Annotated in this window: 6 protein-coding genes and 2 pseudogenes; 3 read left to right on the top strand and 5 right to left on the bottom strand. The window is 70.0% G+C overall.

All coding sequences use genetic code 11. From position 1 onward, the window contains the following. Positions 1-142: 142 nt before the first annotated feature. Complete coding sequence (locus ABZ312_RS44260) at positions 143-598, bottom strand: HD domain-containing protein (protein WP_500440143.1); 456 nt, start codon at positions 596-598, stop codon at positions 143-145. 550 nt (positions 599-1148) lie between these two features. On the opposite strand from ABZ312_RS44260, the pseudogene ABZ312_RS44265 reads away from it, so the two are divergent. Further along, positions 1149-3350, top strand: a pseudogene (locus ABZ312_RS44265) (molybdopterin oxidoreductase family protein); the annotation flags it as partial. Between the two features lie 31 nt (positions 3351-3381). Further along, positions 3382-3609 (top strand): hypothetical protein, encoded by a 228-nt coding sequence (locus ABZ312_RS44270; RefSeq protein WP_500440147.1) that lies wholly within the window; start codon positions 3382-3384, stop codon positions 3607-3609. Positions 3610-3707: 98 nt separating this feature from the next. Here ABZ312_RS44270 and ABZ312_RS44275 read toward each other — a convergent pair whose 3' ends face one another. From ABZ312_RS44275 to ABZ312_RS44290, 4 genes and pseudogenes are all read right to left on the bottom strand, one after another. Further along, the gene (locus tag ABZ312_RS44275) at positions 3708-4646 is read right to left on the bottom strand and encodes a GNAT family N-acetyltransferase (RefSeq protein WP_500372832.1); all 939 of its coding nucleotides are present in this window, start codon (positions 4644-4646) and stop codon (positions 3708-3710) included. Between the two features lie 166 nt (positions 4647-4812). After that, positions 4813-5697 (bottom strand): annotated as a pseudogene (locus ABZ312_RS44280) (IS982 family transposase). A 656-nt stretch (positions 5698-6353) separates the two neighbouring features. Then, the gene (locus ABZ312_RS44285; RefSeq protein WP_500440144.1) at positions 6354-10868 is read right to left on the bottom strand and encodes a cation-translocating P-type ATPase; all 4515 of its coding nucleotides are present in this window, start codon (positions 10866-10868) and stop codon (positions 6354-6356) included. Beyond that, positions 10865-11404, bottom strand: a complete 540-nt coding sequence (locus tag ABZ312_RS44290; protein WP_500440145.1) for a hypothetical protein — start codon at positions 11402-11404, stop codon at positions 10865-10867. Before ABZ312_RS44290 ends, ABZ312_RS44285 begins: the two co-directional genes overlap by 4 nt. Positions 11405-11542: 138 nt before the next feature. On the opposite strand from ABZ312_RS44290, the gene ABZ312_RS44295 reads away from it, so the two are divergent. Continuing rightward, positions 11543-12406, top strand: an 864-nt coding sequence (locus tag ABZ312_RS44295; protein ID WP_500440146.1) for a haloacid dehalogenase type II, incomplete at its 3' end; no start/stop codon positions are given.

The following is a 12406-nucleotide window of genomic DNA, read 5'->3' on the forward strand; positions in this document are numbered from 1 at the left end:
AACTCTTCCGGATAGGGCTTGGGCACAGCGACATCCTTCCCACCCGCCCCACAGGGCAAGCCAGTTCAGATGTCACCCGATCGTGCAGCAGACCCAACGGTTCGCGCAGAGGGAGGGCGGAGCAGTGAGGCCTCCGTTGGCGTTATGCGTCGCCCGCTGTCAGGCCGAGCAGCCGCCTCAGCCTCGCGTACTTCTCGTTGAGCTGGCGCCGGGTGGGTTCGTCGATCAGGGCGAGCCTGGCGGGGTCTGCGTTATGCGCGAGGTCGGCTTCCTTAATGAGGCGAGCGCCCGGCACGGCAAGGATTCGGCACGCGTACGATTCGTCGCTCTCCCCCGGTCGCTTGGTCATGGCGTCAACCAAGTCCTTCACATGCTGGGGAAGCTCCGCAAGGACAAGCCACTCTCGTGAGAGCTTCTCGTCTTCGATCGTGTCATGCAGCCAAGCGGCGGCAATCTGCTCGTCGGAGCCGCCCCGCTCCCTGACTCCGTCGACCACGGCCTCGACATGTTCCGCATAGGGCCGCCCCGACTTGTCCATCTGGTGCGCGTGCGCTTCGCGGACGATCCCCTCGATTTGCACGAGCGTTAGGTCCGGCATGAGTACAACTCTACGAGCACCGGGCTAGGGGTGCCCGGAGGAGAACGCACCCGTCTGATCACCAGCACAAAGGCCTCGTGGACCTCAAATGCGTCGACGGGCCGGGGCAGACTTCCGTCCATCGTGCGCTCAGGACCGAAGTCCGATTGACGCTCCTTGCATGACCGCCCGGGGCGAGGGCACTGTCACCGCGGGCGGCGTAGCGTGGGGAGGGTCCGCCCGGCTGGTCGTGTCAGTGAACCACGAGGTCCGGGCCAGTGACGGGCCCATGCCTTTGACGCGATGCTCAAGCATCTCTGACCGCAGACATAGGCGCGTCGCGGGTGGGCAGGTGCCCAGAATCCTCCCGCAACCGCGGGAAGAGACGAGAAATCGAAAAAGGGCAGCGTGAGACGGGGCCAAGAGCGCTCCATGGCGTGCCTTGAGTCCCCGCGGGTAGGGGGAGGCCCAGGGTGGTTCATTGATGGGCCTCTGGCGAGGGGATGAGTAGGGAAGCCTCCGGGGTACGCGATGGGGTCTGGTTGGGAGGCACCTACAGCAGGAGGCGCGGATGCAGCCATCAGTGGATCGGATCGCGCACCCGAGGGGCAGCCGAACGCCCTACGGCCGGGCCGAGACGTGGCCCACGCGAGTAGATGCGTACCTGGCCGAGGGCATCGAGCCGGGCAGGGTGGAGCGGTGGGTGCAAACTGCCTCGATCCTGCACTCTGACGGCGACGCCATGGAGATCGCCGTCGCTGGTGGCCGCATCGTGGCGTACGCGGTCGTGCCATTGACCGAGTGAACCGCGGCCGGCTCGGTCAGAAAGATCTCTTCGGCTGGCAGGCCAATGGCAGCCCCGACCGGCTGACCCGCCCGCTGATCCGCCGCGAGGGCCAGCTCGTGGAGTGCGACTGGGATGCCGCGATGGATCGTGTTACGACGATTTCGACCACGCTGACGTCATCGCCCTGTTCGGCCACAACATCGCCGAAACCCAGCCGGTGCAATGGATGCGCATCCTGGATCGACTCGAAGGCACCGGCCCACCACGCCTGGTGTGCGTCGACCCCCGCCCCACTCCAGCCGCCTCCCGGTCCGCCGTTCATCTCGCGCCGCGCATAGGCACGAACGTGGCGCTGATGAACGCCCTGCTACACGAAATCATCCGCACAGATCGCGTCGCCCACGACTACATCGCCGCGCACACCGTCGGCTATGAGGAACTGGCGAAGCGGGTACGAGACCGCACTGCGAGGTGGGCCGCTGAGATCTGTGACCTCCCTGCGGCACGCATCGTTGAGGCAGCGGAGCTCCTGGGCCACGCGGACCGGCTGACGTCGACCGTGCTGCAGGGGTTCTATCAGTCGCACCAAGCCACGGCGGCCGCCGTACAGGTCAACAACCTGCACCTGATTCGCGGCATGCTCGGACGGCCCGGGGCCGGGGTGCTGCAGATGAACGGACAGCCCACTACGGAGAACACGCGCGAATGCGGAGCCAACGGCGACCTACCCGGCTTCCGGAACTGGGAAAACGAGGCCCATGTCTCCGACCTGGCAAAGCTGTGGAACGTCGAACCCGCCTCGATCCCCCACTACGCCCCGCCGACCCATGCGATGCAAATGTTCCGCTACGCCGAGCAGGGCTCGATCGCCATGCTCTGGATCAGCGGCACGAACCCGGCCGTGTCCCTGCCGGAGCTGTCCCGCATCCGCTCGATACTCGCCCACGAACGCCTCTTCGTCGTCGTGCAGGACCTGTTCCTCACGGAAACCGCTCAGCTCGCCGACGTGGTGCTGCCCGCGGCCACCTGGGGTGAGAAGACGGGCACGTTCACCAACGCCGACCGCACCGTGCACCTGTCGGAGAAGGCCGTCGACCCGCACGGCGAGGCAAGGCCAGATTTGGACATCTTCCTCGGCTACGCCGCCCGCATGGAATTCCGCGACAAGGACGACGGTCCGCTGATCACCTGGCACGACGCCGAGGCGACCTTCGCGACTACACCGGCCTCACCTACGACAAGCTGCGGGGCGGCAGCGGCATTCAGTGGCCGTGCAACGAAGAAGCGCCCGACGGCACGGAACGGCTGTATCGCGACGGCATCGCCTGGGCCCACCCCGACCAGTGCGAGAGCTACGGAAAGGACCTGCTCACCGGTGCATCCGACAGCGTGGTGGAGTACCGGTCCCTCAACCCAGACGGCAAGGCGGTCATGAAGGCAGCCGAGTACCTGCCGGCGCACGAGGAGCCCAGCGCCGAATTCCCCTTCCAGCTGACCACCGGGCGCACGATCTACCACTTCCACACCCGGACCAAGACCGGGCGAGCGCTCCAGTTGAACACCGCGGCTCCCGACGTGTGGGTGGAGATGTCCGCCGGGGACGCCGAGGCCCGAGGAATGGGCGAAGGTGACTTGGTCAAGGTCACCACACCCCGCGCTTCGCTGCGTGGCCGGCTTCGTGTGACCGGCATCCGGGCAGGCCTGCTGTTCGTACCGTTCCACTACGGCTACTGGGACACTCCAGGGCTCTCCGGGCCCAATCATGGCGCTCCGGGTCGCGCCGCCAACGAGGCGACGGTGACCGACTGGGACCCGGTCTCCAAACAGCCGCTGTTCAAGACCGCTGCAGCGGCCGTGACACTACTGGAGCGCACAGCCGGACAGGCCGCCCCGGCGCCAACGACCACCGCATCCGCTCCATCGCGAACCGGCGACGTCCCAGCCACGGCCGGGGGTCCGGCTGCGTACGCGTCCCAGACGGTCGACGGACCCCTGGGCACCCGTAAGGACGGACTCGGTGAACGGCATCAAGAACATTCTGCTCGCGCTGCACCAAGGCGAGGAGCACCTGGCAGAGAAACTCGTCACCGCCGCAGACAGCCATCGCACGGAGCACGAGGTGCATCACGTAGCCATCGATCTGGCTGAATGGTCACGCGAGCACGTCCGGCGGTTCGAGGACGTCGCCAAAGCCTACGCCTGGACCTCGACCCGCACGGCGTGCCGCGGACCGGCTTGCTTCTAGACGAGTAAGTCCGAAGCCCGGTCAGGCCCACTGACGAAATACTGCCTCCGAGGTGACGGAATGCCGATTCCGTTGACAGGTAACGCGAGCGCGGCTGGTCATGCGGCCCCCGGAGCCTCCAGGACCATACGGATCTCCGTCACCTCGTAGCCGGCGCGGTCGAAGGCCGCGGCCATCGGGACATTCGTCGTATCCGTCGTCGCGGTGATCCGCTCGGCGCCTTCGGTTGCATGGAAACGGGTGATTTTGGCGAGGATCTCGTTGATCAGCCCCTGACCGCGCTGCTCGGGTACGACTCCGAGATAGCCCACGTTGCGGTTGTACGGGGTCGCTGACGGGACGGCCAGACCGGCGAGCGTGCCATCGGGCAGCTCCGCGAGCCTCCACCAGGAGCGCTCGCCCGGGCAGTCGAGGTAGAACCGCATGTCCTCCTCGGCCAACTGCCTGGTGTCCTTGGTGCGCAGCTCGTCAAGGGTGGCTTGGTCGAGGCTGCCTGCCGACACCCGGATGAAGGCATCCAGGAACTCCTGGTCGCTTCCCTCGCGGAACACCAGCCGACCGCCGGCTTCGGGCAGTCCTGCCGCGGGAGTCCATTCGTAACGTAGGCGCTGAATTTCCCGGCTCAACCCTGTGCGCAAGCCCACTTCACGACGCCAGGCGACCGCCTCGGTGAGTTCCGGGCGGGTGCTCCAGTTCGCTGGGAGAGAGAGGTTGTACAGCGGGCGCGTGCCGAAGGCGGCATGCCCGGCGTCGAGGAGCCTGGTGGCGACGGCGACCGGATCGGCGACTGTGGAGCGGACCTGGAGACAGTCGAGGGCTATAGGCCGCTCGCTGTCGGCGCGGCCCCACCACAGCGCGCGGGCGAGGACTTGCCCGTCCTCGTCCTCGGCAAGCCAGATCCACTCCGGGCGGAACCGGTTGGCGTCGAGCTCTCCGCTGAACCTCTCGGCGGTCAGGGCGGCAACCGGGCCGTCGGCGGGGTACGCGGCGGCACGGTCAAGGGTGGTGGGGTCAGCGGTGGCGGGAAGGAATCGCATCCGGCCCATGATCACGGCTGGGCGGGACCGGGTCAAAGCATTTGCCGCTTCCCTCCGCGCTCGGTTCTTTGCCACAGTTCACCGGGAACATTCACGCAGGGACAAGGGAACGCCACACCACCCGAGCCGTGTTTCCGCAGCTCAACGGATTCCGTCGGTGGCCCGGTCAGTGGTCGTAGGCGATCAGTGACCGGGTGACGGGGGCTGCGGTGTGGTTGTTGTGCCAGATCGCGGCGGCCATCGCCAGGACGCGCTGGGCGACCCGGATCGCGACGCCCTCGAAGCTGCGTCCGCCGTGGTCTTCCAGGTCGAGCTGACCCTTGAGGGTGTCGTTGACCGACTCGATCAGCTGCCGGACCTTTTTGAGCATGGGCTCGCCGTAGCGGGCCTTCTCGTCCTTGCGGGACGGACGCAGCATGGTGATGCCGTACTGGCCCAGCAGCGTTTCGAAATCCTTCCCGGCGAATCCCTTGTCGCAGATCAGGAGGATGCCGTCATGCTCGGCAGCCACGCCGGCGTCGACTTCGAGCATCGCGGCCAGCACCTCCCGTTCGCCGATCTACGGATTGGCCAGCGCCCATAGGATCGGCATCCCAGCCGGGGTGCACACCAGGTACAGCTTCAGCCCCCAGTAGAACCGCGAGTGGCTGGCGCAGTAGCCGTAGCCCGCCCATCCGGCCAGATCCGAGCGCTTGACCGTGGGCCGGGACATGCCGCAGGGCACCGGGGTGGAGTCCGCGATCCAGCAGTCGTCCAGCCAGAAGTCGCTGGACTTCGCGAGCATCCGAATGACCCGCTTGACCAGGCCAAGGGCGGCACGCAGCCGTTTGTTGTAGCCGGACTGCTGCGGCAGATAGGGAGACATGCCGGCCAGATGCTTGCGGGCGTAGCGCAGCCAGTGCGCCTCGGAGGTGAAGCCGAGCAGCGCCTGGGCGACCGCAACACACACCAGCTCGGAGTCGGTCAGCACCGGCGGTCTGCCCGTCCACCGCGGCCCTCCCAACTCGTCATCGATCTTCACGTACAGTGCGGTCAAGAGGGTGTTCAGCATCTCGGCGGTGACCCTGCCCTCGGCCTCCGCGATCGGGGTCTGTTCCGACTCGCCGAAGAAGGCGTCGCGGGGCATGACGACCTGTTCCAGGGTGAGTTCCTCGGGGCCCGGGATGTCCACGGGAGCCGCGGGGCGCAGATCGCCCGCGTGGTCGACGAGGTCGGTCGGGGCGGTTACCAGGGCCCTCGTGGTGTCCTCGTTGTCGGCGTGGGTGAGCTGGGCGCTCATCCTGCGGTGGTCGCTGACGTGGAGGTTCACCCCGTGGTGGGCACGCAGCCAGTCGGCGGCCCGGTATCCCGTGGTGCCCAGAGCGGAGATGTCGACGATCACCTGCAGGAGGTCCAGAATGGTTCTCGACGGAATCGAGCGCCTGCTCCGCCATGAGGACCGGGCGCTCGCCCGGCGATTGCGCACCATGCGCATCCGTACACCCGTGCGGGAGGTCGCGGCGCGGTTCGCGCGGTGGCCGCGCGCCCTGCTGGTGACCTTCCTCGCCGGCACCACCCTGGCCCTGCTGCTGTGGGCGACGCTGCCCAAGGGGGCCCCGCTGGTGTGGGTCGGCGCGGCCTCGTGGGCCGTCACCTTGCTCGCCGCCGCATGGCCCACCTCGCAGAGGCGTTGGATCGGTTGGCGCAGGCGGGCCGTGTCACGGGCCCTCAGATGGTGGACGGTGAGTACGGGGCGAGCGCGGCGAGGGCCACTGCTGCGGTCACCCCGGCCCAGGCGACGGGGCCGAGCGGGGTACAGCCGAAGAACTGGCTCACGCCGGGGGTCTGGATGACCGCGATGAGCGCGGCGGCGGAACCGAGCACCGTGAGCCACACCATGGGGCTGTGACGGCGACCGGTCACGGTCTGCGTCAGCTGGGCACCGACCACTCCGCACAGCGCCATGGTGCTGGTACGCCGGGCGCTGCCAGGGGTGATGGTGCCGACCAGCCAGGCGGCCGCGGCGCCCAGAGCGGTGAGGATGCCGCGGTGGCGGATCTGCCGGGCCAGGGGTGCGCCCAGGGTTCCCAGGCCCAACGGTGCGGTGCCGGTCCGTTCCGCTCCCTGTTCCGTGTCGGCGCTGGTATCCGCAGTGCCTTGGGGGGTCACGGCGACCGCCATGGCCGGGAACATGTCCGTGAGCAGGTTGACCAGCAGCAGTTGCCGGGTGGACAGCGGGGACGTGCCGGAGACCAGGGTCCCGAACAGGGAGAATCCGATCTCACCGGCGTTGCCGCCGATCAGGACGGTCAGCGCGTCGGCGACGCTGTGCCACAGGGCGCGGCCCTCGGCGACCGCCTCGATCAGCGCGGAGAGTTCGTCGTTGACGATGACCAGGTCGGCGGCGTTGCGCGCGGCCGCGGAGCCCCGGACGGCTATGCCGACGCCGACGTCGGCGGCTCTGATGGCGGCCGCGTCGTTGGATCCGTCACCGACCATGCCCACGACTCGTCCGGATTCCCTGAGGGCCTCGATGACCTGGAGCTTCTGCTCGGGGGCGACTCGGGCGACGACGCCGCAGTCGCGTACGAGCTCCGCCCGTCCGGTGCGGTCACGGGCGGCAAGCTCGTCCCCGGTGACGACGGAGACGTCCTCGGGCCAGCCGAGTGCGACGGCCACGGCCTTGGCGGTTTCGGGGTGGTCACCTGTGAGCATCACGGGTCGTACGCCGGCCTTCCGGAGGCCTGAGATCAGCGGTGCCGCGTCGGAACGGGGGGTGTCCGCCAGCGCGATGAAGCCGGTGAGCATCAACTCGTGCTGTTCCAGGGGACTTTCCAGTGCACCCTCGAACTGGTCCGACTGCAGTTGGTGTTCCGCAACAGCCAGGACGCGCAAGCCCTCCGACGCCAGCCTCCGAGCGGTCTCCATCGTGTCGTCGGCGTCGGGGCAGAGGGGCAGCACCACCTCGGGGGCGCCCTTGACCACGAGCAGCGGGGTGTCCTCCGCGTCGTGACCGGTGGCCGAGGCGTAGCCGCGGGTGGCCTGGAAGGGCTGGGTGTCGCCGGGGGCCCACTCCGGGTCGTCGCCCGCCGCCTCGAGGACGGCACCGTCGGTGGCGTGCGCGTGAACGCCGTGGTCGTCGTCGGCCTGGGGGCAGGTCCGGGCGGCCTGCCGCAGGATCGCGTGGCCTTCAGAGGATTCGACGTCATGGTCGTGGCCGTCGGACCCGGCGGTGCGGACCACCCGCAGCCGGTTCTCGGTGAGGGTGCCGGTCTTGTCGAAGCACACCGTGTCCATCCGGCCCAGTGCCTCCAGGGTGCGCGGGGTGCGCACCAGCACTCCGTGCTCGGTCAGCCTGCGGGCGGCGGCCAGTTGGGCGACGGTGGCGGTGAGAGGCAGCCCTTCGGGCACGGCCGCGACGGCGACGGCCAGCCCTCCGGCCACGGCTTGCCGCACGGGGGTGCCGCGCAGCAGCGACACTCCGGTCACCGCGGCTCCGCCTGCCAGGGTGAGGGGCAGGACGGTCGAGGTCAGTTCGCGCAGGCGGGCCTGCACTCCGGGCGCGGGCGGCATCCGGGCGGCCAGGTGGGCGGCGCGGCCTGCCTCGGTGTCGTCTCCTGTGTCGACCACCACGGCACGACCGTGGCCCGCCACCACGGTCGCGCCCTGGAAGACCATGCAGTCGCGGTCGGGGACCGGGACCCGGGGGGTGGCTTCCACCTGTTTGAGGGTGGGCAGGGACTCCCCCGTCAGGGAGGACTCGTCGACCTCCAGGTCCTCCGCTTCGAGCAGCCGCGCGTCGGCGGGGATCACGTCGCCGGTCTGGAGGTCGATGATCTCTCCGGGGGTGAGCCGTCCGGCCTCGACGGTGCGCGTGTCGCCGGTGTCCAGGTCGACCACCCGGCGGGCCTGCTGACGCTGGCTCACGGCAAGTGCGGCCAAGGCCTGTTCGGCGCGGAGACGCTGGATGCCACCGACGAGGGCGTTGACGCCCATCGCACCGGTGACCAACAGGGCGTCCACAGCCGAGCCCAGCAGAGCGGAAGCGGTGGCCCCGACGGCGAGCACGGGGGTGAGGGGGTCGTTCAGCTCGGCACGGACCGCGCCGGCCAGACGACCCGTCAGGCGCAGTGGCGCGGCTACGGGTGACGCGGCCACGGCCTGGCGGACGCGCCCTGCCGCCGACCGGGCGCGGGGCGTCTCATGGCGCAGCGACCGTTGCGTCTCCCGCAGCCGGTCGACGACCTCCTGGGGCTCCAGAGCATGCCAGGGCACACGCGGCCGGGGCCGCGGGACGTCGTGGTGCAGTACGTGCCGGGCGCCGCGCCAGCCGTCGACGAGGGCAACTGCCGCGGCGGCGTTGACCGGGCTCAGCCGCAGCCCCACACGCCAGGCGGCGCGACGTCCCCGCGAACCGCGTGTGAGCACCATCAGTTCCGACAGGGCAGCCCCGGCCTCGGCCAGGATCTTGGCGTGCCGGGCTGCGGTGTGGGCGCCCGGTACCGCGGTCAGCAGCCGCCACACGCCGGCCAGGTCGTCCAGGACGAGCGCGTCCGCGGCCCACAGCACGGCGCTGCTCCCATCGACGACGGTCACGGCCACGTCGCTGCTGAGCAGTCCCGTGGGCACGTCGTCGTCGGGTCCGGTACCGGGGGCCGCCCGAGCCACCGTGAGCACGATCCGCCGGGACTGCCGAAGTTGACGAACGAGGTCCGTCAAGGTGACGTCCTCGGGGGTGAGTTGGTCGGCGAGCGCGCCGAACTCGCCGAGGGTCCCGTCGTCAGCCACGACCACGTGCAGGCCGGCCCGGCGGGCCACGTCGAGCACCGCCTCGGCCAGCGGGTCGACTTCCCTGCCGACGAAGACGGTGCCCACCTCACGGTTGTCCTGGTCGAGAGCGGTCATCTGCCCGGTGCGGGTGCCGGGGGCGGTGCCGGGAGCAGGCCGCAGACGCACCTCTCGGCCGGTGCCGGATTCACCGTCCGTCGGCTGCTCGTCTTGGTCCCGAACCGTGGCCGCGGCGGCATGCCACAGCCGGTCGTGGTCCCAGTCGTCGCCCCGGGGGCTGACCTCCATAAGGGTTCGTTTGCGTCCACTGATCACGGAGTGGTGCAGCACGATCGTGTCGACCAGCTCCAGCTGCCGGATCCTTTCCAGGTCCCGTACGAGCACCTTGCGACGGGCCAGGCCGGTGCCCAGGGCGGCGGTGAACGTGACGGGCCCATAGCGGGCGGCCCGCGGCGCGGCGGCGAGCACCGCCTCGGCTGCCTCGGCGCCATTGCGCGTGAAGGCCAGCGTCGCAGCCGCACCCAAAAGCCCTCCAGTGACGGCCTGGTCCGCGTACTGCTGCGCCGGCAGCACATGAAGGCGGGGCCGCCGCACCCGGGCCGCGGGCAGACTCTCCCGTTCGGGCGCGCACAGCCGATCGTGGACCTCGTCGAACAACGCGGAACGCGCGACGGATTCGACGAGCTGACCCGCGCGCAGGGCTGCGTCCAGCATGAGAGCCGTCGGGGACTGCCCGAAGCCGTGGGCGGCGGCGTAAGCGGCGGAGAGGACCACATCGGTGGCCGGTGGCCCCAGCCTGCGCTGGAGCCAGGTCCGCGGTCGGGAGCCCTCGCGCAGCGCCGTCACGGCCGCGGTCACCATCCGAGGGGAGCTGGGCAGGCGCAGCACCCGCGCGGCTGTCGCGGTGACGATCCCGGCCACGTCGCAGCCCAGGGCGGCGGCGTGTACGCGAGCCGCCGGGGCCTGCCCGGGGTGGTCGTGGTCCAGCATGGGTTCCGCGGGTTGCTCCAGCTGGTGGGCGTCGGCGAGTTCCACCGCCCGGCCCGCCACCGCGTCGGCCACCGCGTCCTGTGCCAGCTGCACCACCAGCGATTCGAGGCCACCGTCCCAGTACGCCGCCAGCACCTCGGGGTGTTCGGCCAGCGACCGGGCTACCTTCTTCGCCGCCGCCTCCACCTGCCGGCGGTCCAAGGCCACGCCGGGGCGTGCCCGCAGAGGGACGTGCAGGCGGCGGTCGCCAACCCAGCAAGAGCCCGCGGTGACCGCCTGCTGGGTGGCCCGCCCCAGCCGCACCGCACCATGTGAGGCGGTCACGGCGCTGCGCACTGCCGCGCGCGCCCCGGCGTTCGCCAGAGGGACCACGTGACGCGCCACGCCAGTGGGCGCGCTCGCCGCAAGCCGCAGGCCCGCGGCGGGCAGCCCGATCAGCAGTCCAAGCCCGTCCAGCGGCCTCATGTGTCGGAGGCCTTCGCCTTCTTGCCTTCCTTCGCCTTCTTGCCTTCCTTCGCCTTGACCTTGGCCTTGCTTGGCCCGCCCTCGGGAGTAGGCAACTCATAGGGATCGGTCATCGCTGCCGGCCCTTTCTCGGCCGTGGGGGACTCGCGCGTCTCCGCTGCTGACATGTGCCCCTGCGCGTGGGATTCGGCCGGAATCCGCGTCTCCGGCGGGATCATCGAGTCCTGCATCTCCGGCGTGCCCTGCGCGGCCTGCGCCTGGGCCTGGTCCTGGACCGGCGCTTGGGCCCGCTTCGCGCCCGGCCGCTGCTGCGTCAGCCACACCGCGGCCGCGCCGGCGGCCGCGACCGGCCACTCGACGACCCCGGCAACGCCCAAGAGCCCGGCCCCGGTGTAGGCGGCCACCCGCCGCGTCCTCGGCGACACCACCCCGACCGTGTCCAGTACGTTGTCGACGGCCCCTTTGACCGTGTCCGCCCCTGGCAGACGCTGCGCCGTGGACTTCATCGTGTCGAGGGGGTGCGCCATCGCGTCCATGACGGCGGAGGATCCATTACGCCCACCTTCATCCATCTTTATCACCTCATATACGTGCTGCCCAGAAATGCGAGGCTGAACAATCCGCACCCAGGCGGCAACGCACGGAGGCCGCGCGCACACCGACGGTGTCGCACGATGGAGAAACAGCGCACCAGCCACCGCTCAGGAGTCGTCATCGTGGCCGTGAACCGCATTGGCGTGATCGTCTTCGACGTGAATGAAACGCTCAGCGACATGACTCCCCTAGGCGATCGTTTCGCGGACGTCGGCGCGTCCGCCGACCTGCTGCCCACCTGGTTCGCCGGGATCCTCCGCGACGGTTTCGCACTGACGGCCGCTGGCGGGTACGCGGACTTCTCCGAGATCGCCGCGGAAAACGCGCGTGCCCTGCTCACCGGGTTGGGCGACTGGACCGGTGACGCGGAGGTCGCCGCCCACCACCTGGTCGAAGGATTCGCCGCGCTCACCGTGCACCCGGATGTGCCCGAGGGCGTCCAGATGCTGCACGCCGCCGGCTACCGGCTGCTGACGATGACCAATGGCTCCCAGGCCACGACGCAACGGCTGCTCGACAGCGCCGGCCTGCTGGAGCACTTCGACGCCCTGCTGGACGTCTCGGGGCCGCGCTGCTGGAAGCCCTCTCGGGACGCGTACCTCCACGCCACGGACACCGCGGGCGTGCGGCCTGCCGAGGCGATGCTCGTGGCCGTGCATCCCTGGGACGTCGACGGCGCGCGACGCGCCGGTTTGGCGGGAGCGTGGCTGCGAAGGGGGCGCGCACACTATCCCGAAATCATGACGCCTGCGAACTGGGAAGCGGCTAGCTTGACGGAACTCGCCGAGAAGCCGAGGCGCGCCGCTAGGAGCCCTCGCTCAGGACTGTGCCTCGGCGACCTCTTCGACGACGTGGCGGTCGAGCGCCGCCCGCACCAGGGCGGCCGCGAAGACCGCGTGGGCGGCCTTGGGCACCAGGGCCGCCAGCTCTTCCGGCCGAGCCGG

Origin of the sequence: Streptomyces sp. NPDC006207 (assembly GCF_040613835.1) — a bacterium.
GTDB lineage: Bacteria > Actinomycetota > Actinomycetes > Streptomycetales > Streptomycetaceae > Actinacidiphila.